This is a genomic window from Brevundimonas sp. UBA7507 (assembly GCF_002478355.1).
GTDB lineage: Bacteria > Pseudomonadota > Alphaproteobacteria > Caulobacterales > Caulobacteraceae > Brevundimonas > Brevundimonas diminuta_D.
The window spans coordinates 110,121-132,250 of sequence record NZ_DLNP01000013.1; the positions used below are offsets into that span (position 1 = coordinate 110,121).

General features: G+C 66.9%; 20 protein-coding genes. 15 read left to right on the plus strand and 5 right to left on the minus strand.

The genetic code is table 11. The features are described from left to right. Positions 1 to 6 precede the first annotated feature (6 nt). Positions 7 to 1,929: a DNA mismatch repair endonuclease MutL gene (gene mutL, locus B3D50_RS07995; RefSeq protein WP_286950630.1), complete on the minus strand. Its 1,923-nt coding sequence runs from the start codon at positions 1,927 to 1,929 to the stop codon at positions 7 to 9. Between the two features lie 214 nt (positions 1,930 to 2,143). Between mutL and B3D50_RS08000 the strand changes: the two genes are divergently transcribed. From B3D50_RS08000 to B3D50_RS08055, 12 genes are all read left to right on the plus strand, one after another. After that, entirely contained in the window at positions 2,144 to 2,848 is a 705-nt protein-coding gene (locus B3D50_RS08000; RefSeq protein WP_286950631.1) for a YceI family protein, read from the plus strand. 75 nt (positions 2,849 to 2,923) lie between these two features. Then, positions 2,924 to 4,228, plus strand: a complete 1,305-nt coding sequence (locus B3D50_RS08005; protein WP_286950632.1) for a YceI family protein — start codon at positions 2,924 to 2,926, stop codon at positions 4,226 to 4,228. Positions 4,229 to 4,314: 86 nt separating this feature from the next. After that, positions 4,315 to 5,790, plus strand: coding sequence for a serine--tRNA ligase (serS, locus tag B3D50_RS08010; protein ID WP_286950633.1), 1,476 nt, complete (start codon positions 4,315 to 4,317; stop codon positions 5,788 to 5,790). Then, a complete protein-coding gene (surE, locus tag B3D50_RS08015) occupies positions 5,790 to 6,581 on the plus strand; it encodes a 5'/3'-nucleotidase SurE (RefSeq protein ID WP_046654098.1) in 792 nt (263 codons plus the stop codon). Before serS ends, surE begins: the two co-directional genes overlap by 1 nt. Further along, positions 6,578 to 7,222, plus strand: coding sequence for a protein-L-isoaspartate(D-aspartate) O-methyltransferase (locus B3D50_RS08020; protein WP_286950634.1), 645 nt, complete (start codon positions 6,578 to 6,580; stop codon positions 7,220 to 7,222). The genes surE and B3D50_RS08020 overlap by 4 nt, the downstream gene beginning before the upstream one ends. 127 nt (positions 7,223 to 7,349) lie before the next feature. Further along, positions 7,350 to 8,450, plus strand: a complete 1,101-nt coding sequence (locus B3D50_RS08025; RefSeq protein ID WP_128115361.1) for a peptidoglycan DD-metalloendopeptidase family protein — start codon at positions 7,350 to 7,352, stop codon at positions 8,448 to 8,450. A 149-nt stretch (positions 8,451 to 8,599) separates the two neighbouring features. Beyond that, positions 8,600 to 8,914: a preprotein translocase subunit YajC gene (gene yajC / locus B3D50_RS08030; RefSeq protein ID WP_003165259.1), complete on the plus strand. Its 315-nt coding sequence runs from the start codon at positions 8,600 to 8,602 to the stop codon at positions 8,912 to 8,914. A 48-nt stretch (positions 8,915 to 8,962) separates the two neighbouring features. Then, the gene (gene secD / locus B3D50_RS08035; RefSeq protein WP_286950635.1) at positions 8,963 to 10,561 is read left to right on the plus strand and encodes a protein translocase subunit SecD; all 1,599 of its coding nucleotides are present in this window, start codon (positions 8,963 to 8,965) and stop codon (positions 10,559 to 10,561) included. Next, the gene (secF, locus tag B3D50_RS08040; protein WP_003165257.1) at positions 10,561 to 11,553 is read left to right on the plus strand and encodes a protein translocase subunit SecF; all 993 of its coding nucleotides are present in this window, start codon (positions 10,561 to 10,563) and stop codon (positions 11,551 to 11,553) included. Before secD ends, secF begins: the two co-directional genes overlap by 1 nt. A 106-nt stretch (positions 11,554 to 11,659) precedes the next feature. Beyond that, positions 11,660 to 12,286: a squalene/phytoene synthase family protein gene (locus B3D50_RS08045; RefSeq protein ID WP_286950637.1), complete on the plus strand. Its 627-nt coding sequence runs from the start codon at positions 11,660 to 11,662 to the stop codon at positions 12,284 to 12,286. Between the two features lie 65 nt (positions 12,287 to 12,351). Continuing rightward, the gene (locus B3D50_RS08050) at positions 12,352 to 12,669 is read left to right on the plus strand and encodes an ArsR/SmtB family transcription factor (RefSeq protein ID WP_269298367.1); all 318 of its coding nucleotides are present in this window, start codon (positions 12,352 to 12,354) and stop codon (positions 12,667 to 12,669) included. A gap of 28 nt (positions 12,670 to 12,697) precedes the next feature. Further along, positions 12,698 to 13,231, plus strand: a complete 534-nt coding sequence (locus B3D50_RS08055) for a rhodanese family protein (RefSeq protein ID WP_003165254.1) — start codon at positions 12,698 to 12,700, stop codon at positions 13,229 to 13,231. On the opposite strand, the gene B3D50_RS08060 is transcribed toward B3D50_RS08055, so the two are convergent. Further along, positions 13,228 to 13,719, minus strand: a complete 492-nt coding sequence (locus B3D50_RS08060) for a MarR family winged helix-turn-helix transcriptional regulator (protein ID WP_046654092.1) — start codon at positions 13,717 to 13,719, stop codon at positions 13,228 to 13,230. The two genes, B3D50_RS08055 and B3D50_RS08060, sit on opposite strands and share 4 nt — an antisense overlap. 64 nt (positions 13,720 to 13,783) lie before the next feature. Here B3D50_RS08060 and B3D50_RS08065 point away from each other — a divergent pair, with 64 nt between their 5' ends. Then, complete coding sequence (locus B3D50_RS08065) at positions 13,784 to 14,989, plus strand: MFS transporter (RefSeq protein WP_286950638.1); 1,206 nt, start codon at positions 13,784 to 13,786, stop codon at positions 14,987 to 14,989. Here B3D50_RS08065 and trmFO read toward each other — a convergent pair. Further along, on the minus strand, positions 14,986 to 16,392 hold the full coding sequence (gene trmFO, locus B3D50_RS08070; protein ID WP_286950641.1) for a methylenetetrahydrofolate--tRNA-(uracil(54)-C(5))-methyltransferase (FADH(2)-oxidizing) TrmFO: 1,407 nt from the start codon (positions 16,390 to 16,392) through the stop codon (positions 14,986 to 14,988). The two genes, B3D50_RS08065 and trmFO, sit on opposite strands and share 4 nt — an antisense overlap. A gap of 103 nt (positions 16,393 to 16,495) precedes the next feature. Here trmFO and B3D50_RS08075 point away from each other — a divergent pair, with 103 nt between their 5' ends. Then, positions 16,496 to 17,434, plus strand: coding sequence for a hypothetical protein (locus tag B3D50_RS08075; RefSeq protein ID WP_286950642.1), 939 nt, complete (start codon positions 16,496 to 16,498; stop codon positions 17,432 to 17,434). 20 nt (positions 17,435 to 17,454) lie between these two features. Further along, positions 17,455 to 18,345 carry a hypothetical protein gene (locus B3D50_RS08080; RefSeq protein ID WP_286950643.1) on the plus strand — a complete coding sequence of 297 codons (891 nt, stop codon included), beginning with the start codon at positions 17,455 to 17,457 and terminating at the stop codon, positions 18,343 to 18,345. Positions 18,346 to 18,408: 63 nt separating this feature from the next. Here the strand turns inward: B3D50_RS08080 and uvrA are convergent, their stop codons facing one another. Continuing rightward, entirely contained in the window at positions 18,409 to 21,342 is a 2,934-nt protein-coding gene (gene uvrA, locus B3D50_RS08085) for an excinuclease ABC subunit UvrA (protein ID WP_286950644.1), read from the minus strand. Between the two features lie 97 nt (positions 21,343 to 21,439). Continuing rightward, complete coding sequence (locus tag B3D50_RS08090; RefSeq protein WP_286950645.1) at positions 21,440 to 22,003, minus strand: group III truncated hemoglobin; 564 nt, start codon at positions 22,001 to 22,003, stop codon at positions 21,440 to 21,442. Positions 22,004 to 22,130 lie beyond the last annotated feature (127 nt).

Genomic DNA, 22,130 nt, shown 5'->3' on the forward strand with positions numbered 1-22,130 from the left:
AAAAGATCAGCGTCGTCCGAACAGCTTCTCGAGATCGTGCAGCTTCAGCTCCACATAGGTCGGGCGGCCGTGGTTGCACTGGCCGGAGTGCGGCGTGGCCTCCATCTGGCGCAGCAGGGCGTTCATTTCCGGCGCCGACAGGACGCGGCCCGAGCGCACCGAGCCGTGGCAGGCCATGGTGCCGCAGACCTCGGCCATGCGCTCCTTCAGCGACAGGGCGGCGCCGTGTTCGGACAGGTCGTCGGCGATGTCGCGGATCAGTCCCTGAACATCGGTGTCGCCCAGCAGGGCTGGCGTTTCGCGCACCAGCACCGCGCCCGCGCCGAACGCTTCGACGATCAGACCCATCTCGGCCAGTTCCTCGGCCTTGGCGGCGACGCGCTCGGCCTCGGCGGGGTCCAGTTCGACCACTTCGGGCGTCAGCAAGGCCTGACGGGTGACGGCGCCGTCGGCCATCTGGGCCTTCATTCGCTCATAGACCAGCCGTTCGTGGGCGGCGTGCTGGTCGACGATGACCAGACCGTCGCGGGTCTGGGCCACGATGTAGTTGGCGTGAAGCTGCGCCCGCGCGGCGCCCAGCGGATAGTCGATCAGGTCGACTGGGGCCGAAGCGCCGGGCGCAATCTGGCCCGCGTGTTCGGCCTGGATCTCGCTCAGGGTGCGGAAGCTTGGGGCGGCCGCTTCCCCGCTCCATGTGTGCTCGACGCGGGCGGAGCGTTCGTTGAGGCCCGGCAGGTTCTGGGCGGTGGCGGCCGGTTGCGACCAGCCCTGCCAGCCGCTCCAGCCCGGCGCGGCGTTGCTGAGCGTCTGCGGCGCGGCCGAGTTGTAGAGCGCCTCGCCCGTATGCGGCCGGAACCCGGACAGGGCGTCGGCGGCGACCGTGGTCGAGGCGCGGTGTCCCGCCGCGTGCAGGGCGTGGCGCAGGGCGCCGACGATCAGGCCGCGCACCAGCGCCGGATCGCGGAAGCGCACCTCTGCCTTGGCCGGATGGACGTTCACGTCGACATACAGCGGGTCGATGTCGATGAAGAGGGCCGCCGCCGGGTGCCGGTCGCGCGCCAGGAAGTCGGCGTAGGCCCCGCGCAGGGCGCCCTGCAGCAGGCGGTCGCGCACCGGGCGGCCGTTGACGAACAGGAACTGGTGCGCCGCATTGCCGCGCGAATAGGTTGGCAGGCCCGCATAGCCGGACAGGCGCACGCCGTCGCGCTCCTGATCGATCAGCAGGGCGTTGGCCTCGAAGTCGCGGCCCAGCAAGGCGCCGAGACGTTTCAGCCGCCCCTCGTCGCCCAGATGTTCGGCGGGCAGGCGCAGCGTCGTCTTGCCGTCCAGGCTGAGGGTGAAGGCCACCGCTTCGTGCGCCATCGCCTGGCGCTTGATCTCCTCGGAGATGGCCATGGCCTCGGCCCGCTCGGACTTCATGAACTTCAGCCGGGCAGGGGTGGCGTAGAACAGGTCGCGCACCTCGACCCGCGCCCCGTGCGGGCCGGGGAAGGCGGCGGGCGACAGGGGCCGCTGGGCGCCGCCCTCGACGGAGATGGCCCAGGCGTCGTTCTGAGGCTGGCCGGTTTCGGCGCGCGCACGGGTCGTGATGTTCAGGCGAGCGACCGAGCCGATGGAAGGCAGGGCCTCGCCTCGGAAGCCCAGGGTGAAGATGCGCAGCAGGTCCACGTCGCCCGCATCGTCCGGCTCCAGCTTCGACGTGGCGTGGCGTTCGATGGCGACGGGCAGTTCGTCGCGAGGGATGCCCTTGCCGTCGTCGGCGATCAGGATGCGGGTCAGGCCGCCGCCGTCCGCCTGAATCTCGATGCTGCGGGCGTCGGCGTCGATGGCGTTCTCGACCAGTTCCTTGATGGCGCTGGCGGGTCGTTCGACCACCTCGCCGGCGGCGATGCGGTTGACGGTTTCGGGGGGGAGGCGACGGATGGTCATGTGAGTCGCGAGGATAGGCGCCGTCGCCCGTAGACGCACCTCAATCCTTTTTTCGTGAGGTCGAAGGCGGTTTTCGTGATCGGGGGGGCTTGAAGCGCGTGAATGGCAACTTATACTGTTGCAGTCCGACGGCGAGGCTGGACGGACACTCGACCTGTTTCCGGACTGTCTGTCTAGTTTTCGTTTCAACCGCCTGTTTGAGGTTTCCTCTCCCATGAAGATAAAAGCCGCCCTGATCGCCGTTTCGGCCGCCGCCCTGCTGGCCGCCTGCAGCCAGCCCGCCGACACCGCCGGCGCCCCGACGACCGACGCCGCCTCGACCGCTCCGGTCGCGCTGAAGGCCACCTCGGGCGTCTATGTGATGGACCCGACCCACGCCTCGCTGCAGTGGTCGCTGCCGCACAACTCGATCTCGAACTACACGGCGCGCTTCAACAAGTTCGACGCCAAGATCACGCTGGACACCGCCAACCTGGCCAACAGCACGGTCGAGGCGACCATCGACCCGGCTTCGGTCGACGCCAACTATCCGGGCGACTACGTCGGCACCCACGCCGCCACCGGCTTCAAGAGCTGGAGCGAGGACATCGCCAAGAACAAGAACTTCCTGAACGCGACCGCTTTCCCGCAGATCACCTTCAAGTCGACCAAGGTCGAGCTGACCGGCACGCGCACGGCCAAGGTGACGGGCGATCTGACCTTCCTGGGCGTGACCAAGCCGGTGACGCTGGACGCCACCTTCAACGGCGACCTGGAGAAGCACCCGTTCGTGCCGGCGCCGGCCATCGGCTTCTCGGCTGAGGGCAAGTTCAAGCGCACCGACTTCGGCATGGCGCTGGGCCCGGTCGGGGATGAAGTGACGATCCGCTTCGACGCCGAGTTCATCAAAGAAGTCGCCCCGGCGGCTCCCGCCGTCTGATAGGCTGCGACACGACGAAGGGGCGGGGCCGTTCGGTCCCGCCCTCTTCATATTCAGACTGACGCGAGAGCTCTCATGACCCGCCGCCCCAGCCGCTACAGCGCCGTCGCCATCACCCTGCATTGGCTGATCGCGATCGCCATCCTGTCGATGATCCCGATGGGCTGGTGGATGAGCGACGCCATCGTCGAGCCGGACAGCCAGGCGCTGGCCTATCGCGTCTTCCAGATTCACAAGTCGATCGGCTTCCTGATCCTGGCGCTGACGGTGCTGCGGATCGTGTGGCGGCTGACGCACCCGGTTCCGGCTCTGCCCGGCGCCATGAAGGGGTGGGAGCAGTTCGCCGCGCGGGCGACGCATGCCGCCTTCTACGCCCTGATGCTGGCTCTTCCGCTGACAGGGTGGGCCTATGTCTCGACCGGATGGGCTGTGGTCACGGACACGCCGCTGGCCGTGGCGACCAGTTGGTTCGGCCTGTTCACCATTCCGCATCTGCCCTTCATCGAACACGCTTCCGAAGCCGTTCGCCGCACGACGGCGTGGATGGCCATGGGCGCGCACAGCAAGCTGGCCTGGGGCATGATCGTCCTGGTCGTCCTGCACGTCGCCGCGGCGCTGAAACACCAGTTCCTGGATCGCGACGGCGTGCTGTCGCACATGATCCCGGTCCTGCCGCACGGCGATGACGCCCATGGCGTCGCGCCCGAGCCGACCCCGGCCGTGCGTTGGGCTGAGCGGCTGGCGGGCGTGGCCTTCGTGGTCGTGATCGGCGCCGCCTTCGGCCTGGCCGCCAAGCCGGCGCCCAAGGCGGAAGGGCAGGCGGTGGCCTCGGCTCCTGCCGCCGCGCCTGCGGCTGACGCGGCGGTGACGCCAGGTACGGCCGCCGCCTGGACCGTGGACAAGGCCGCCTCGACCATCCAGTTCACCGGAACCCACACCGGCAAGGCCTTCACCGGCCGGTTCGAGCAGTGGGAGGCGCAAGTCTGGTTCGATCCGGCTGATCTGGCGGGCTCGAAAGCCGTGGTGATGGTCCAGACCGGCACGGCCAAGACTGGCGACGCGACGCAGGAAGGCAGTCTGCCGGGCGCCGAATGGTTCGACACGGCGAGCTATCCCACCGCTCGCTTCGAGGCGACGGCGTTCAAGGCGCTGGGCGGGAACCGCTATGAGGCGACGGGAACCCTACGCATCAAGACGACGACGGTCCCGGTCGTCCTGCCCTTCACCTTCGACGAGGCGAACGGGACGGCGACGGTCGAGGGTAGGCTGGAGCTGGACCGCACGGCGCTGAACATGGGCATGGCGTCCGACGCGGGCGGCGACTGGGTGTCCAAGGCCATCGGCGTCGAGATCAAGGTGAAGGCCGCGCGTCAGGGTTAAGAAATCGGGCGCGGGGTTTGCCCGACTCCGCGCGGGGCGCTACAGCCTTCGGCTCTCCCTTCCTTGAGCGCCGAAAGAGCGACGCCATGCACGATATCCGAGCCATTCGCGACAATCCCGAAGCCTTCGTCGCAGGCTGGTCGTCGCGCGGCGTGGATGACGCCGCTGATGTGGTCGCGCGCATTCTGGCGCTGGACGTGGACCTGCGCGCGGCTCAGACGCGCGGACAGGACGCGCTGGCCAAGCGCAACGCCGCCTCCAAGGCCATCGGCGCCGCCATGGGCAAGAAGGACATGGCCGAGGCCGACCGCCTGAAAGCCGAGGTCGAAGCGCTGAAAGGCGAAATCGCCGAGGCGGGCGATGCTGAAACGGCCAAGGGCGCCGAACTGCGCGACCTGTTGGCGGGGCTGAAGAATCTGGCCGCCGCCGATGTGCCGGACGGCGAGGACGAGAACGACAACGTCGAAGTCCTGAAATGGGGCGAACCCCGCACGACCGGCCCGGCCAAGGATCACGCCGATCTGGGCGAGGCTCTGGGCCTGCTGGACTTTGAAGCCGCCGCCAAGATGTCCGGCTCGCGCTTCGCCGTGCTGAAGGGGCAACTGGCGCGTCTGGAGCGAGCTATCGGCCAGTTCATGCTGGACCTGCAGACGGACAAGCACGGGTATCAGGAGGTGAATCCGCCTTTCCTCGTCAAGGATGAGGCGATGTTCGGCACTGGGCAATTGCCGAAGTTTTCCGACGATCAGTTTCTGGCGCTTCCGGGAATCGGAGAACTCAACAGATACGCGATTGACTTTGCCCAAACGGTTGCAGACAGCTTGACCAATATCGGCGATCCGAAGTTCATGCACCCCGACTCTCGTCAGGAAGCCATTGAGCAATCGCTTAAGGCTCACGATCCAGATCAAACAAACCGAGCCTTTGAGCAACGCCGCAGCGGACACTGGCTGATCCCCACCGCCGAAGTCTCCCTGACCAACCTGGTGCGTGAGCAGATCCTGTCCGAGGACGAGGTCGCCCAGCCCCTGCGTATGACCGCCTTGACGCCGTGCTTCCGGGCCGAGGCCGGGTCGGCAGGGCGCGATACGCGCGGCCTGATCCGCCAGCACCAGTTCTCCAAGGTCGAGATGGTCTCCATCTGTCGCCCTGAGGATTCTGAGGCCGAGCATGAGCGCATGACCGGCTGCGCCGAGGCGGTGCTGCAGGCGCTGGAGCTGCCCTATCGCAAGGTGCTGCTGTGCAAGGGCGACATGGGCTTCTCGGCGCAGAAGACCTATGATCTCGAGGTCTGGCTGCCCAGCCAGAACACCTATCGCGAGATCAGCTCCTGCTCGAACTGCGGCGACTTCCAGGCCCGGCGCATGGACGCCCGGTTCAAGCGCGCGGGCGAGAAGAAGACCGAGTTCCTGCACACCCTGAACGGTTCGGGTCTGGCGGTCGGCCGCACCCTGGTCGCGGTGATGGAAAACTATCAGCAGGAGGACGGGACCATCGCGGTTCCGGCCGCCCTGCAGCCCTATATGGGCGGACTCAAGACTGTAGGCGTGGCGTCCAACTGATGCGTATCCTTCTGACCAACGACGACGGCATCGAGGCCGAGGGCCTGGCGTGCCTGGAGAAGATCGCCCGCGCCCTGTCGGACGACGTCTGGGTCGTCGCGCCCCAGACCGAGCAGTCGGCCAAGGGGCGGGGCATCACCCTGACCGAGCCGCTGCGCGTCAATCCGCTGGGCGACAAGCGGTTCGCCGTGACCGGCACCCCGACGGACTGCGTCATCCTGGCCGTCAACGACATCATGCCCGAAAAGCCTGATCTGGTGCTGTCGGGCGTCAATCGCGGCCACAACGTCGGCGAGGACGTCAGCTATTCCGGCACGGTGGCGGGCGCTCTTCAGGGCATGGCCTTCGGCATCCGCTCCATCGCCCTGTCGCAGTCGCTGGAGCGGTTCCACGACGAAGCGATTGCTCATTGGGAAACGGCCGAGGCCTTCGGTCCCGGCATCGTCGCCCGCCTGCTGGAGCAGAAATGGGGGGAGGGCGTGGTCATGAACGTCAACTTCCCGCGCCTGCCGCCTGAACTGGTCAAGACGGTCGAGGTGACGCGCCAGGGCTTCCGCGACATCGGCGAGATGCACGCCATCCGCCGCACCGACCTGCGCGGCCGCGACTACTACTGGATGGCCTTCCGCGGCGCGCCGCAGGAGCACGCCGACGGCACCGACCTGCGGGCGATGGACGAGGGCCGCATCTCGGTTACGCCGCTGCACATCGACCTGACGCACATGCAGTCGGTCAATGATCTGAAGAAGGTGCTGGGCGGCGCCCCGCCCAAGGGGCCGCAGGAAAAATGAGTCTCAAGGACGACCGCGCGGGCCGATTGATCCTGTCGCTGCGGCGTCAGGGGGTGACGGACGCGCGGGTTCTGAAGGCGATGGAGTCCATTGACCGCGCCGTCTTCGTCCATGAGAAATTCCTCGATCAGGCGTGGGAGGATCAGGCCCTGCCGATCGACTGCGCCCAGACGATCAGCCAGCCCTTCATCGTCGGCCTGATGACCCAGGCGCTGGACGTCCAGCCGCGGCATCGCGTGCTCGAGATCGGCACCGGTAGCGGCTATCAGTGCGCGGTCCTCAGCCGCATGGCGCGCTTCGTCTATTCGGTCGAGCGTTACAAAAGTCTCTTAACTGAGGCCGAGAACCGATTGAAAATCCTGAGAATCGACAATGTCTTCACCCGCCACGGCGATGGCGGGCAGGGCTGGCCGGAGCAGGCGCCGTTCGACCGGATCATGGTCACGGCGGCCTCGCCGCACGAGCCGACGGAACTGCTGAAACAGCTCAAGCCGGGCGGCGTTCTGGTCGCGCCTGTGGGACGCACCTCGGTGCAGATGCTGAACCGCTACACCGGCCAGCCCGACGGCAGTTTCCAGCGGGAAAGCCTGTGCGAGGTCCGCTTCGTTCCCCTAGTCGAAGGGACGGCAAAAGAAGGGTGAGGGGCGAAATCTCACCGCTCCATTAACCTTTCCGCCCCACTTTCGCGCGGGTTGCCGGGTTGGATTCGGCCACGGGTCGGGGCAAACCGGCTTCTGAATGCTGAACAAGGTTAATACGGAGAGACGCATGAGCGGCTTCACAGGCTGGATCAGGGCGGCGGCGGTCGTCGGCGGGGCGCTGGCGGTGACGGCGTGTTCGACCTATCCGAACGAGCCGCGCTACTCGACCCGGCCGATGGGGGCGGGCGGTTATCCGCAACAGCAGGGGCAACCCCAGGGCCAGCAGCCCGGCGCCTATCCGAACAATCCCTATTACCAAGGGCCGGCGACGCAGCCGCAGCAGCCTGCGCCTCCGCCTTACGAGGAAGGGCCCCGTGCTCCGGCTGGCAGCATCGAAGGCGGCGGCCTGCCCCCTGCGGGCGGTCCAGCTTATCCCTCGACCGGAGCGCCGGTCACGGTGACGCCGCCGCCTGCCGCCGGCAATCCGGCCATGCCTGGCGCGACCTATGTGATTCAGCCGGGCGACACCATTTCGGGCGTGGGGCGTCGTTTCCGTACGCCGGTGCAGATTCTGATCGACCTGAACGGCCTGGGGCCGCGGGGCGCGATCTCTGCGGGGCAACGCATCATTCTGCCGGACAGCGCGGTGGACGCGGGCGCCGATCCTTACGCCACGGGGCCGTCGCCGGTCGGGGTGAGGACGCCGAACAACGGCGTCGCGCCGCCGCCGCCGCCGCCGCCCAGCGGCAATGCGCCCCTGCCGCCGCCGTCGCGCACCCCCGCCGCGCCGCCTGCCGCGGCTGCGCCGTCGCGCCCGCCGTCGACGGCGGTCGGTCAACCTCTGGCCCTGCAATGGCCGGTGCGGGGGGATATTCTGCGCCGTTTCGGCCCGGTGGGCATGGGCGAACGCAACAACGGCATCAACATCGGCGCTTCGGCAGGAACCGAGGTCAAGGCCTCGGCCGACGGCACGGTGGCCTACGTCGGCGACGATATCGTGGGGCAGGGGCTGACGGTCCTGATCGTCCACCGCGACGGATGGCGCACGGTTTACGGTCATCTGGGCTCGGCCACGGTGCGCGACGGGGCGCAGGTTCGGGCCGGTCAAGCCATCGGCACGGTGGGTCTGACGGCGGGCGATGGGCGTCCGTCGATCCATTATGAAGTGCGTCAGATGCGCGGCGATGATCCGGTCGCTTTGGACCCGCTGACGGTCCTTCCGCGCTGATTGCATGATTAAAGACGTGTCCGGGCGGCGACGCCCGGATGCTCTTGTCATTGCGTCGCGTTGCAAATCGGCCCGGCGCGCCCTAGGTTCCGCGCCTTGTTTTTCGAAGGGCCCCCGATGAAGGCGCGGCCCGCGTCGGGGAGTTTCCAATGACTGCAACCCAAGACGGCGGCCTGATGGCCCTTGTCATCCAGATTGCGCCGATCGTCGCGATCTTCATCCTGTTCTACTTCCTGATGATCCGCCCGCAGCAAAAGCGGATGAAGGCGCATCAGGCCCTGATCGCCGGCGTCAAGCGCGGCGACGAAGTCGTCCTGTCCAACGGCATGGTCGGCAAGGTCACGCGCGTCGAGGACGCCGAGGCCATGGTCGAGATCTCGCAGGGCGTGAACGTCCGCGTGGTCAAGGCGATGATCGCCGAGGTGCGCAACCGCACCGCCATCGCCGCCAACGACAAGGGCTGATAGCCTCGCCTCGGCGCGGCGCGCGCCGGCCCTGAAGAGAACCGAGACATGATTCAGCTTTCACGCTGGAAAATCACCCTGGTCGCGCTGTCGCTCGTCCTCGGGTTGTTCCTGGCCTATCCAAGCGTGCTGTCCCCGGCGCAGCGCGAAGCTCTGCCGAGCTGGCTGCCCAGCAACGGCCTGAACCTGGGCCTGGACCTTCAGGGGGGCTCGTACCTCCTGCTCGAGGTAGACGTGCCCGAGATGCGCGAGAAGCGCATCTCCAACCTGATGGAAGACGTTCGGGTTTCCCTGCGGGAAGACCAGGTCAACATCATGGGCATGCAGCGCGAAGCGGGCGGCGTCGTCGTGACTGTCGCCGAGGGCGCGGCCTATGACACGGCCTTCAACACCCTGCGCACCATGGCCCAGCAGGGCGTCGGTCCTACGGGGCAGCCGGACCGCGTGGCGACCAAGCTGGGCGGCGGCCGTATCCGCTACGCCTTCACCGACGCGGCCCTGGCCAGCATGGGCGCGACCGCCGTCGATCAGTCGATCGAGGTAGTCCGTCGCCGTCTGGACAGCTCGGGCACCAAGGAAATCGCCATCACCCGCCAGGGCGCCGACCGGATCGTCATCCAGGCGCCGGGGCAAAGCGATCCGGCCGAGCTGGAGCGTCTGGTGGGTCGTACGGCTCAACTGACCTTCCAGATGGTCGATACCTCGCCGACGGGGCTGAACGACGCCCTGGCCGGCCGCGTGCCGCCCGACGCAGAGTTGTTGGTCGACGACCTTGGCACTCCCTATCTGGTCAAGCGCCGCATCCTGGTCTCGGGCGAGAACCTGACCCGGGCCGGCGTCGGCGCCGATCAGAACAACCGCCCGGCCATCGACTTCCAGTTCGACAGCCAGGGCTCGCGTCGTTTCGGCGAGGCGACGGCCCAGAACCTCGGCAAGCCCTTCGCCATCATCCTGGACGGCAAGGTCATTTCGGCCCCGACCATCCAGTCGCCGATCACCGGCGGGCGAGGTCAGATCACCGGCAACTTCACCATCGCTTCGGCGTCTGAGCTGGTGAATCTGCTGAACGGCGGCGCCCTTCCGGCGCCGCTGAAGGTCGAGGAACGCCGCGTCGTCACCGCCGAGCTGGGCGCCGACGCCGTGGCTGCGGGCGCGTTGTCGACCGCCCTGGGCTTTGCGGTCATCGTGATCTTCATGATTCTGGCCTACGGCTTCCTGTTCGGCGGCATTTCGGTGATCGGCCTGATCCTGAACGGCATCCTGATCGTCGCGGCCATGTCGCTGACCCAGGCCACGCTGACGCTGCCGGGGATCGCCGGTCTGATCCTGACCTTCGCCGTGGCCGTTGACGCCAACGTGCTGATCTATGAGCGGATGCGCGACGAGGCGCGTCAGGGACGTTCCGTGGTGGCCTCGATGGACGCGGGCTTCAACCGCGCCATGGGCACCATCATCGACGCCAACCTGACCACCCTGGTGGCCGCGTTGATCATGTTCATGTTCGGCGCCGGTCCCGTGCGCGGCTTTGCCTGGACCCTGACCATCGGCGTCTTCACCTCCGTCTTCTCTTCGGTGCTGACGGCCCAAGTCCTGCTCGGCTATTGGCTCAAGATCGCCAAGCCGAAGAAACTGCCGATCGCGGAGTGATGTCGATGAAGGGTTGGCCTCTTATCAAACTGCTGCCGCACAAGACGAACTTCCAGTTCGTCAAATACGCCAAGGGCTTCGCCGTGCTGTCGGCGATCCTGACGGTGGCGGCGATCATCGGCTGCTTCTATCCCGGCCTGAACCTGGGCATCGACTTCCGGGGCGGCGCCTCGATGGAAGTCGCCAAGCCCGCCGGTCAGACGCTGGAGCTCGACAAGTTGCGCGGCGCCGTCAGCGGTTTGGATCTGGGCGATGTCCAGGTGCAGGGCATTGCGCGACGCGACAACAACCTGGACGATGGTTCGACCGCTATCGTCCGCTTCCAGGTGCCCGATAACGAAGACCAGACGGCCGTCGTTCAGAAGGTCGAGGGCGCGATCAGCGCCGCTGTCGGCGACGTGGCCTATTCGGGCGTCAGCGTCGTGGGCTCCAAGGTTTCGGGCGAACTGCTGACCAACGGCGTGATGGCCCTGCTGGTGGCTGTGGTGCTGATGTTCCTCTACATCGCCTTCCGCTTCCCCTGGCAGTTCGGCATCGGCGCCGTGGCGGGCCTGCTGCACGACGTGGCCTTGACCTTCGGCCTGATCGTCGCCTTGCGGATGGAGTTCAGCCTGAACCTGGTCGCGGCCCTGCTGACGGTCATCGGCTATTCGATGAACGACACCGTCGTCGTGTTCGACCGCCTGCGGGAGAACCTGCGCAAGTACAAGGTCATGCCTCTGCGCGAGGTGATCGACCTGTCGATCAACGAGACCCTGTCGCGAACCATCATCACCGGCCTGACGACCGTGATCGTGCTGATCGTCCTGGCCGTCTTCGGCGGCGAGGCCCTGCGCGGCTTCTCGATCACGCTGGCCTTCGGCGTCGTGATCGGCACCTTCTCGTCCATCTATGTGGGCGCGCCGATCATCCTGCTGTGGGGCGTGGATCGCAGCGGCGGCGGCAAGGCCGATACGACTCCGGTCAAGCTGGGCATGGCCAGCCGTCCGTAAGGGCGTCGCCGGAAACTGAACCACGGCCCGTCTTCCGCAAGGGAGGCGGGCCGTGTGCGTTCTGGGGCTTGATGCGGGCGCGTCAATGGTCGAAGGGCCTGTCGCCATGACTGTTGATCTTGATGCCCAGGTTCGCGCCGCCGACCTCGACCGCTGGCTGGCCAGCCGCTTCGTCGCGGACGAACAGGCGCGCGCCGATCTGATCGCCCTCTACGCCTTCGAGGCGGAACTGTTGGCCATTCCGACGCGCGTGACCCAGCCGCTGTTGGCCGAGATGCGCTACGCCTGGTGGGGCGAGCAGATGGAGGGCGTCTTCACCGACACGCCCCGCGTAGGCCATCCGGTGCTGGAGGCCCTGACGGCGACGGTGACGCGTCATGGCCTGGAGCGGGCGCCGTTCGACGCTCTGATCGAGGCGCATATCGGCCGCGTGCATGGCGAACCACATGATTTGGACGCCTTCTATGCCGGTCCCATGCAGGCGGCGGTGCGTATTCTGGCAGGCGAGGGGCATGAGGCGTCGGCAGCCGTCGCCGGACGGCTGCGAGGCCTGGCCCAGACCGGACGAACGGATGAGGCCCAAGCCGCGCGCGCTGAGGCCAACCAAATGCTTAGGGCGTTGCCCGCCGCGGCTTTCCCTGCCGTGGCCGCCGCGGCGTTGATGCGCGCGGATGAACCTGAACCCTTCAAGCGGTTGCGCCTGTTCTGGGCCGTCTTGCGAGGGCGTGTCTGACGCATTGCGCTAGATCTCAATGTATTAGTTATTGCTAATTTAGATGCATGGCATATATCAGCGCCATGGTTGATCTCGAACGTATGGGACTGGAGCGCTTTCAAGCCAGCGCGGGCGATGCGTCCCGCCTGCTGAAGGCCCTGTCAAACGAACATCGGCTGATGATCCTGTGCCAGATCGGCGAGGGCGAACGTCAGGTGTCTGAACTGCAGGTCGGTCTTTCGCAATCGGCGCTGTCGCAGCATCTGGCGCGTCTGCGCGAAGATGGTCTGGTCAGCGCGCGCAAGAGCGGCACCGCCGTCTTCTACCGCATAGCCGATCCCGCCGCCCTGAAGGTGATCGGGGTGTTGGCCGAGATTTTCTGCCCGCCCGAGGCGCGTTGAGCGCCGCCTCTCTCCTAAGGAAAAAACGATGAATACGCTGATCTCTCTGACGCCCGCTGATGTCGCCGCCCGTCTGAAGGCCGGTCAGGCCGTTCTGATCGATGTTCGTGAGCCGGACGAGCACGCGCGCGAACATATTGCCGGCGCCGTCGCCGCGCCCCTGTCGGCTTTTGAAAGCGCCGATCTGGGCCTCAAGCCCGGCGGCGACGTGATTTTCATGTGCCGCAGCGGCAACCGCACGGCCGGGAACTGCGACCGGCTGGCTGCTCGGATCGATGGTCCGGCCCACGTGCTGGCAGGCGGCCTGGATGGATGGAAGAAGGCGGGCCTGCCGGTCGTCGCCGACCGCAAGCAGCCGCTGGAGCTGATGCGTCAGGTGCAGATGGCGGCGGGCGGCCTGATCCTGTTGGGCGGGGCGCTGGGCGTTATGGTCCACCCCGGTTTCTGGGGGATCAGCGCCTTCGTCGGCGCGGGCCTGTTCGTGGCGGGCGCGACCGGCTTCTGCGGCATGGCGCGCTTGCTGGCGGTGATGCCCTGGAACCGCCGGATGAAGCGAGCCTAAGGCTCCAGCGCGCCGATCAACCGGGCGAGCAGGGCGCTCAACGCGGCCTGCTCATCTCGCGACAGGTCGGCCAGCATGGCCTGGCTTTCGGCCATGTGCAGCGGCATCAGCGTGTCGATCAAGTCGAACCCCTTGGCCGTCAGCCTGACCAGAGAGGCGCGGCGGTCGCTGGGGTGGGGCGTGCGCTCGATCAGGCCGGATTTCTGCAGCCGGTCCAGCCGCGCCGTCATGCCGCCCGACGACATCATCGTCGCCTCATAAAGCGCCGTCGGCGTCAGACCGTCCGGCGAGGGCGCGCGCCGCAGGGTGGCCAGAACATCGAATTCGCCATGCTGAAGCCCGTGGCGAGCGTAGAGCGGCGCCTGCCGCTCACGCGTCACCAGGATGGAGGCCTCGTGCAGACGCCCCAGCGTCTCCATGGCCAGCAGGTCGAGGTCGGGGCGCGCGACCGCCCATTGGGCGGCGGCGCGGGAAGCGCGATCGGTCATTGCCTTGACATCAAGATACTTGATGGCGAGACATTATCGTCTTCCGCAGCCGGAGTCACCTCGGATGGATCAGTCGAACGCCCCGCAACCTTCGCGCGGCGCGGGTCTGCTGTTGATCGCGGCCATCTTCGCCCTGGCGCTGAACCTGCGCCCGGCGATGGCGGCGGTCGGGCCTCTGCTGGATCTGATCGAAGCGGCGACCGGCATGGGTTCGACCACGGCCAGTTTGCTGACCACCTTGCCGGTGGCGATGATCGGCGTCGGCACCTTGTCGATCCGTCCGCTGCGGCGACGGCTGGGCGAGCGCAAGGGCGTCCTGTTAGGCGCCGTCCTGATCGGCTTGGCCTGTCTGGCGCGTGCGGTCTTTGACGGGACAGCTGGTCTGATCGCCAGCGCCGTGGTGGTCGGCGTCGGGGTGGCCCTGATTCAGGCCCTGGCGCCCGTGGTCATCAAACGGGCCTTTCCGATGTGCTTCGGCACGGTCATGGGCGTCTATACGACCGGCATCATGGGCGGCGCCGCCGTGGCGGCGGCGACGGCGGCGGGACTGGCCGAGGCGGTCGGCTGGGCTGGAGCCCTAGCGTTGTGGGCGGTCCCGGCGTTTCTGGCGGCGGTCGTCTGGATCGTCGCCTCGCGCGCCCCGGCGGCTGAAGAGCCGAACCGCGCGGCCATAGCCGAAGGAGCCCACCCCGAGGTTCCGTTCTGGAAGCAGCCCAGGGCCTGGGCGTTGGTCCCGATCCTGGGGCTGGGCACCTCGGCCTATACGCTCGTCCTGGCCTGGTTGCCGCCCTATTACGTCGACATGGGGCAGACGCGCGCGACGGCGGGCTTTCTGCTCAGCGGCATGACGGGAGCCGAGGTCGCGGCGGGCGTGCTGGTGTCCCTGTTCATCGCGCGTTTTCCCGACCGGCGCGGACCGATGCTGACGGCGGTGGCTCTGGCGCTGGTTGGGCTGGCCGGACTGGTGCTGACGCCGGTCAGCCTGGCGGTTCCGATCATGCTGCTGCTGGGGTTGGGTATCGGGGCGGTGTTTCCGCTGACCCTGATCCTGGCCATGGATCAGATCGACGACCCGGTGCGCTCAGGCGACCTGCTCGCCTTCGTTCAGGGCGGCGGCTACATCATCGCCAGCCTGTCGCCGCTGGCGGCCGGGCTTCTGCGCGACCGCCTGTCAGACCTGAGTCAGGCCTGGATGCTGATGGGGCTGGGCCTCGTCGCCATGGCGGCGATGACCCTGGCCTTCAAACCCGGCGGCGCGAAGCTGCGCTAGGCTGCGGCGTCCCGCCAGGCCTTGAGCGCATCCATGGCGCGGATGCTCTGCAGCCGCTTCTTGGCGCGGCCGCGTTCCTTGGGATGGATGCGCTTGCCGTCCTCATCGATCTTGGGCGCCTCCAGCGGCGGCAGCAGGCCGTAGTTGATGTTCATCGGCTGGAACTTGGAGCCTTCAAGGTGGCCGCCGGTGATGTGTTCGACCAGGGCGCCCATGGCCGTTTCCGGCGGCGGCGGGGCCAGGTCGCGGCCCAGCGCCTGGGCGGCGGCCAGACGGCCGGTCAGCAGGCCCATGGCCGCGCTCTCGACATAGCCCTCGACCCCGGTCACCTGGCCGGCGAAGCGCAGGCGTGGAATGGCCTTCAGCCGCATCTGCTTGTCCAGCAGCTTGGGGCTGTTCAGGAAGGTGTTGCGGTGCAGGCCCCCCAGGCGCGCGAACTGGGCGTTCTCCAGACCGGGGATCATGCGGAAGACGTCGGTCTGGGCGCCGTACTTCAGCTTGGTCTGGAAGCCGACCATGTTGAACAGGGTGCCCAGCGCATTGTCCTGACGCAGTTGGACGATGGCGTAGGGCTTGACCGTCGGGTTGTGCTGATTGGTCAGGCCGACCGGCTTCATCGGGCCGTGGCGCAGGGTCTCGCGGCCGCGCTCAGCCATGACCTCGATCGGCAGGCAGCCGTCGAAATAGGGGACGTTCTCCCATTCCTTGAAGTCGGCCTTGGGGCCGTCCAGAAGGGCGTCGATGAAGGCTTCATACTGGGCCTTGTCCATCGGGCAGTTGACGTAGGCCGCCTTGTCGCCGCCGGGGCCCTCCTTGTCATAGCGCGACTGGCGCCAGGCCACGTCGAAGTCGATGCTGTCGGCGTGCAGGATCGGCGCGATGGCGTCGAAGAAGCTGAGCGATTCCTCGCCCGTGGCCTTCAGAATGGCGTCGGCCAGGGCGGGCGAGGTCAGCGGGCCGGTGGCGACGATGACGTTATCCCACTCTTCCGGCGGAATGCCCGCGATCTCTTCACGCACGATGGTCACGAGGGGGTGGGCTTCCAGCTTGGCCGTGACAGCATTCGAAAAGCCGATGCGGTCGACCGCCAGGGCGCCGCCCGCCGGCACCTGATTGGCGTCGCCCGAGGCCATGATCAGGCTGTCCAGCGCCCGCATCTCGGCGTGCAGCAGGCCCACGGCGTTGTATTCCCAATCGTCCGACCGGAAGGAGTTGGAGCAGACCAGCTCGGCCAGGCCCGTGGTGTGGTGGGCGTCGGTCCGCACCTGCTCCGGCTCGTCCCGGCGCATTTCGTGCAGGATGACGGGCACGCCCGCCTGGGCGATCTGCCAGGTCGCTTCGGATCCGGCGAGGCCTCCGCCGATGACGTGGACGGGGCGGGGAGTGGAAGACGCGTTCGACATGGCGGCCTAATAGCCTCGTGGACGTCGCCTGTCATGCAGCGGCGTGCGGTCAAGGCTGTCGGAGGGCGCCGTTGGTCCTTATAAGCGGCGACGGAGGCTGTTCATGACCCATGGATTCCAGATTGATGAGGCGCTGTCGGACGGTTTTCACCTGATCCGGCGCCGCCCTGGCGATGTACTGGCCTGGGGCGTCATCCTGGCCTTGCCCGTCATGCTGTCCGTCATTGTCATGATCGACCTGTTCATGACCATCGGTCCCGAAGCGATGGCCGAGGATGCGGACCCCAGCCCGCAGGCGCTCGCAGCCATGATGCGGATGCAGGCCTGGTCCATGCTGATCAATGTGGTGCAACTGGTCGGCTATGTGCTGATCATCGCCGCCATTTGCCGCGCCGTGCTGTGGCCCGAGCGCGCGCCGGGTCGCTTTTTCGATCTTCGCGTCGGCATGGACGAGGCGAGGGTGGCCGTGGCCGGCCTGGCCGTCATGGCAGGCTGCTATGGCGTGATGCTGGTCGTTGTTCTGCTGGCTTTCGCCTTTGGGGCGGCCTTCTGGATGGTGTCTGAAACGGCGGCCGTGATCATGGGCGTGGCGGTGGGACTGGCGGGGATCGTGGGCATTGTCTGGGCGGCTCTTCGGACATCTATGATCATGCCGCTGAGCATCGCTTCGCAGGACTTCGCCTTCGTGTCGGGGTGGAAGATGACGAAGGGACGAGTCGGCGTTCTGCTGGGCCTGTTCGCGGCGACCATCGCCATCACCCTCGTAATCCATGTGCTGTTTCTGGTCGTAGCCGGATTGATCGCGCTGGGCGTCAGCATTCCCTTCTGGCCCCAGTTGGCGGCATGGGTCGAGAGCGCACAGGGCGGGGTTCCTGACTTCAATCTCGGCGTGGCCGTGGCTGTGGGCGTTGCGGCCTTTGTGATGATCGCGATCTACTACGGAATCATTGTCGCCATCTGGATCGCGCCCGGCGTGTCGGCCTGTCGGCAGATGCTGGCGACGCAGAAACAGGACGAAACCGGCGCAGCTGCGTTAAGCTGAGCGAGAATCGAGGAGCCAGCATGAGTTTCAACGCCACCGAATCCGCCTTTGAGGGCTTCCGTCTGGCCCGTCGGGCGCCGATGGCCCTTCTGGCCTGGGCCGCGGCCTATATTGTCTTCTTCGCGGTCTTCTTCGCTGTGGCGGGCGGCAGCCTGATCAACATCATCAACATGGCCGAGCAGATCGAGCAGAGCGCCGAACCGTCTATGAGCGACCTCACCAGCTTGGGGCAGGCCTATGGCGCCATGATGGGGCTGGCTCTGCCGCTGTCGCTTCTGTTCAGCGCCGTGCTGACGGCGGCGGTGGCGCGTTCCGTCATCCGGCCCGAGGAAAAGCGGTTCGGCTATCTGCGCCTGGGCCGCGATGAGTTGCGTATCCTGGGGGCTACGCTGCTCGTGGCGCTGCTGATGTTCGGCGTCGTGATGGGGGGAACGGCGCTGGTGAGCGTCTTCGTGGGGCTGGCGGCCAGCATGGGCGCGCCCTTCCTGATCCTGCCGGCGGTGCTGGCGGGGCTCGGCGGCGCGGCGGTTGCCGTCTGGCTGGCCGTGCGTCTCAGCCTGGTCGCGCCGATGACCTTTGCGGAGCAGAAGATCGCCATCAAGGAAAGCTGGGCCATGACCAAGGGCCGCTTCTGGCCGCTGCTCGGCATGGCGGTGCTGGCAGGCGTCATGTCGATGCTGGTGGGGCTTTTGGGCTCCATCGTCATTGCGCCGCTGAATCTGATCTTCGGCGGTCTGGAGAGCTTGGCGGGGGCTGAGACGACCAATATCGCCACGCTGCTCGTGAAGTTCTGGCCGGCGCTGCTGGTGTGGGGCGTGGTCAACGCCCTGCTGTCGGCGGCCCAGGCGGCCATCATCTATGCGCCGTTCTCGGCCGCCTATCTGGGCATCAAGGGCGTGCCGCGCGTCTGATCCGACGGCGTCGGCGGAAATGAAAACGCCGCGCTCCGAAAGGGGCGCGGCGTTCTTTTTGGGTCAGGCGCTCTTCCGGGCTTTGGCGCGCTTGGCGGGCGCGGGTTCGGCGGTCAGGGCGGCGATGCGGCGGCGTTCCTCGTGCCGGTCCAGCACCTCCTTGAGGTAGCGGCCGGTCCAACTGGCGGGGTTCGCCGCGACCTGTTCCGGCGTGCCGACGGCGACGATCTCTCCTCCGCCGTCGCCGCCTTCGGGGCCGAAGTCCAGCAGGTGGTCGGCCACCTTGATGACGTCGAGGTTGTGCTCGATCACGACGATGGTGTTGCCGTTCTCGACCAGCTCCTGCAGCACCTCCAGCAGCTTGCGCGTGTCCTCGAAGTGCAGGCCGGTCGTCGGCTCGTCGAGGATGTAGAGCGTCTTGCCGGTCGCCCGCTTCGACAGCTCCTTCGACAGCTTGACCCGCTGGGCCTCGCCGCCGGACAGGGTGGTGGCGGGTTGGCCGACCTTGACGTAGCCCAGACCCACGCGCTCCAGCGTCAGCATCTTGTCGCGGATCGAGGGCACGGCGGTGAAGAAGCGCGCCGCCTCTTCAACCGTCATGTCCAGAACGTCGGATATGCTCTTGCCCTTGAAGACGATTTCCAGCGTTTCGCGGTTGTAGCGCTTGCCCTTGCAGACGTCGCAGGTGACGTAGACGTCGGGCAGGAAGTGCATCTCGATCTTGATGACGCCGTCGCCTTGACAGGCCTCGCAGCGGCCGCCCTTGACGTTGAAGCTGAAGCGGCCGGGGCCGTAGCCGCGCGCCTTGGCCTCGGGCAGGCCCGCATACCAGTCGCGGATCGGGCCGAAGGCGCCGGTGTAGGTGGCGGGGTTCGAGCGCGGGGTGCGGCCGATGGGCGACTGGTCGATGTCGATGACTTTGTCGAAATGCTCCAGCCCCTCGATCCGGTCGAACGGAGCGGGCGCGTCCGACGCATTGTTCAGGCGCCGTGCGGCGGCCTTGTACAGGGTCTCGATGGTGAAGGTCGACTTGCCGCCGCCCGACACGCCGGTGATGCAGGTGAAGACGCCGACCGGGATCTCGCCCGTGACGTTCTTCAAGTTGTTGCCCGTGGCGCCCGAGATTTTCAACATCCGCTTGCGATCGATCGGGCGGCGGCCTTCGGGCGGCAGCTCGATCTCTCGCGCGCCGGTCAGGTATTGGCCGGTCAGGGAGTTGGGGTTGGCCATGACCTGTGCGGGCGTGCCTTCGGCGCAGACCGTGCCGCCGTGGACGCCGGCGGCCGGACCCATGTCGATGACGTAGTCGGCCGTCAGGATGGCTTCTTCATCGTGCTCGACCACCAGCACGGAGTTCCCCAGGTCGCGCAGGCCTTTCAGGCTGTCCAGCAGACGGGTGTTGTCGCGCTGGTGCAGGCCGATGGACGGTTCGTCCAGCACATACAGCACGCCGGTCAGGCCTGAGCCGATCTGCGACGCCAGCCGGATGCGCTGGCTCTCGCCGCCCGACAGGGTGCCGGAACTGCGCGACAGGTTCAGATAGTCCAGCCCGACGTTGTTCAGGAAACGTAAGCGGTCGGTGATCTCCTTCAGGATGCGTCGGGCGATCTCGATCTGCTTTTCGGTCAGGCCGTCTTCCAGGGTTGAGAACCACAAGAAGGCCTTGGAGATGGACAGGTTGGAGATGTCGGCGATGTCCTCGCCGCCGACCTTGACCGCCAGGGCCTCGGGCTTCAGGCGCTTGCCGCCGCAGACCTCGCACGGAGTTTCGGACTGATAGCGGCCCAACTCCTCGCGCACCCAGGCGCTGTCGGTCTCGCGCCAGCGGCGCTCCAGGTTCGGCAGCACGCCCTCGAACGGCTTGGAGACCTCGTATTTGCGGGCGTTGTCGTCATAGACAAACTTGATCTTGTCGCCGCCCGAGCCGCGCAGGATGACGCTCTGCGCCTTCTCCGGCAGGTCGCGCCACGCCTTGTCCATCGAGAAGCCGTAGTGCAGGGCCAGCGATTGCAGCGTCTGCGTATAGAGAGGTGACGGACCGCGCGCCCACGGCGCCACTGCGCCTTTGTGCAGGGTCTTGTCGCGGTCCGGGATCACCAGATCGGCGTCGAAGGCCAGCTTGACCCCCAGACCGTCACAGGCCGCGCAGGCGCCGAAGGGGTTGTTGAACGAGAACAGTCGCGGCTCGATCTCGCTGATGGTGAAGCCCGAGACGGGGCAGGCGAACTTCTCGGAAAAGACGATCCGGCGCGGCTCTTCGCCTTCAGGCGCATTCGCCCATTCCGCCGTGGCGATGCCGTCGGCCAGACCCAGTGCGGTCTGAATGCTGTCGGCGTAGCGGCCTTCAAGGCCTTCTTTGGTTACAATGCGGTCCACGACGATATCGATGTCGTGCTTGAACTTCTTGTCGAGCGCGGGCGCATCCTCGATGGCGTAGAATTCGCCGTCGATCTTCAGCCGCTGGAAGCCCTGACGCTGCCACTCGGCCATTTCCTTCTTGTACTCGCCCTTGCGGCCGCGAACGACCGGCGCCAGCAGCAGGATGCGCTCGCCGTCGGGCAGTGCGGTCAGCTTGTCGACCATCTGGCTGACGGTCTGGCTTTCGATCGGCAGGCCGGTGGCGGGCGAATAGGGCACGCCCACGCGCGCCCACAGCAGGCGCATATAGTCGTGGATCTCGGTGACGGTGCCGACGGTCGAGCGCGGGTTCTTCGACGTGGTCTTCTGTTCGATGGAGATGGCCGGAGACAGGCCCTCGATCAGGTCCACGTCCGGCTTGCCCATCAGCTCAAGGAACTGGCGCGCATAGGCCGACAGGCTCTCGACATAGCGACGCTGACCCTCGGCGTAGATGGTGTCGAACGCCAGCGAGGATTTGCCCGACCCCGACAGGCCGGTCATGACCACCAGCTGCTCGCGCGGAATGTCGAGATCCACGCCCTTGAGGTTGTGCTCGCGGGCGCCGCGAACGCGGATGAAGTTGTGCTTTTCGGTCATGGAATCCGGGAACGCGGAAGACCCCGAAAACGGTCCGGGGCGACGACGCTATATGGGGATCAATTCGCTGGAAACAGCAAGAACAATATGAGAACTTCTAGTCTGCTTCAGGCACCCACGGCGTTTCTGGGCGGCGATAGCGTTCGCCGGGGCCGACCAGGACGCCGTGGGCGTTGGCGACGCCCAGCTCAAGGCTTTCGGCGATGCGGCGGGCGCGGACGATGAAATGTTCGGCGGCGACGGGCGGGCATAGTTCGCGGGCGGTCGCCTCGAACAAGCCTAGCCAGTGATCGAAATGACGCGCGTCGATCGGCAGGGGCAGGTGTTTGGGCATGGGCCGCCCCTGATAGACGCCGGTCGACAGGGCGACGGACGACCAGAACAGCTTCATCTGCTCCAGATGCGGGCCCCAGTCGTCGATGCGGGCGGCGAAGATCGGGCCGATGAAATCATCCTCGCGCACCTTGGCGTAGAAACCTTCGACCAGGGCGTCGATCATGGTCTCGTCGATGCCCGTTTCGGCGCGGATGCGGGCGACGGCGGCTTCGCGACGGGCGGCGGCCTCGGCCCGGTCCGGCACGGGACGGTCGATGCGAAAGGCGACGGGGCGGTCGGGCGTGCTCATATCAGCAAGATAGGAAGCGGCGTCGCGGAAGGCCATGACGCCGATTGTCCAAGGCGTCCCGCCGCTGCATTGCGAAAGCTGCGCCGCAAATTGGGGGTTGCGTTACGAAACGTCCGTCCCCATCCTTCACTCAGCCAACGCATCAGTGAGGAGGCGTGACGAT

What these genes read in the sequence shown, in the direction of transcription:
- mutL (WP_286950630.1), bottom strand. Translation starts at nt 1,929, where the DNA reads ATGACCATCCGTCGCCTCCCCCCCGAAACCGTCAACCGCATCGCCGCC.
- B3D50_RS08000 (WP_286950631.1), top strand. Translation starts at nt 2,144, where the DNA reads ATGAAGATAAAAGCCGCCCTGATCGCCGTTTCGGCCGCCGCCCTGCTG.
- B3D50_RS08005 (WP_286950632.1), top strand. Translation starts at nt 2,924, where the DNA reads ATGACCCGCCGCCCCAGCCGCTACAGCGCCGTCGCCATCACCCTGCAT.
- serS (WP_286950633.1), top strand. Translation starts at nt 4,315, where the DNA reads ATGCACGATATCCGAGCCATTCGCGACAATCCCGAAGCCTTCGTCGCA.
- surE (WP_046654098.1), top strand. Translation starts at nt 5,790, where the DNA reads ATGCGTATCCTTCTGACCAACGACGACGGCATCGAGGCCGAGGGCCTG.
- B3D50_RS08020 (WP_286950634.1), top strand. Translation starts at nt 6,578, where the DNA reads ATGAGTCTCAAGGACGACCGCGCGGGCCGATTGATCCTGTCGCTGCGG.
- B3D50_RS08025 (WP_128115361.1), top strand. Translation starts at nt 7,350, where the DNA reads ATGAGCGGCTTCACAGGCTGGATCAGGGCGGCGGCGGTCGTCGGCGGG.
- yajC (WP_003165259.1), top strand. Translation starts at nt 8,600, where the DNA reads ATGACTGCAACCCAAGACGGCGGCCTGATGGCCCTTGTCATCCAGATT.
- secD (WP_286950635.1), top strand. Translation starts at nt 8,963, where the DNA reads ATGATTCAGCTTTCACGCTGGAAAATCACCCTGGTCGCGCTGTCGCTC.
- secF (WP_003165257.1), top strand. Translation starts at nt 10,561, where the DNA reads ATGTCGATGAAGGGTTGGCCTCTTATCAAACTGCTGCCGCACAAGACG.
- B3D50_RS08045 (WP_286950637.1), top strand. Translation starts at nt 11,660, where the DNA reads ATGACTGTTGATCTTGATGCCCAGGTTCGCGCCGCCGACCTCGACCGC.
- B3D50_RS08050 (WP_269298367.1), top strand. Translation starts at nt 12,352, where the DNA reads ATGGTTGATCTCGAACGTATGGGACTGGAGCGCTTTCAAGCCAGCGCG.
- B3D50_RS08055 (WP_003165254.1), top strand. Translation starts at nt 12,698, where the DNA reads ATGAATACGCTGATCTCTCTGACGCCCGCTGATGTCGCCGCCCGTCTG.
- B3D50_RS08060 (WP_046654092.1), bottom strand. Translation starts at nt 13,719, where the DNA reads ATGACCGATCGCGCTTCCCGCGCCGCCGCCCAATGGGCGGTCGCGCGC.
- B3D50_RS08065 (WP_286950638.1), top strand. Translation starts at nt 13,784, where the DNA reads ATGGATCAGTCGAACGCCCCGCAACCTTCGCGCGGCGCGGGTCTGCTG.
- trmFO (WP_286950641.1), bottom strand. Translation starts at nt 16,392, where the DNA reads ATGTCGAACGCGTCTTCCACTCCCCGCCCCGTCCACGTCATCGGCGGA.
- B3D50_RS08075 (WP_286950642.1), top strand. Translation starts at nt 16,496, where the DNA reads ATGACCCATGGATTCCAGATTGATGAGGCGCTGTCGGACGGTTTTCAC.
- B3D50_RS08080 (WP_286950643.1), top strand. Translation starts at nt 17,455, where the DNA reads ATGAGTTTCAACGCCACCGAATCCGCCTTTGAGGGCTTCCGTCTGGCC.
- uvrA (WP_286950644.1), bottom strand. Translation starts at nt 21,342, where the DNA reads ATGACCGAAAAGCACAACTTCATCCGCGTTCGCGGCGCCCGCGAGCAC.
- B3D50_RS08090 (WP_286950645.1), bottom strand. Translation starts at nt 22,003, where the DNA reads ATGGCCTTCCGCGACGCCGCTTCCTATCTTGCTGATATGAGCACGCCC.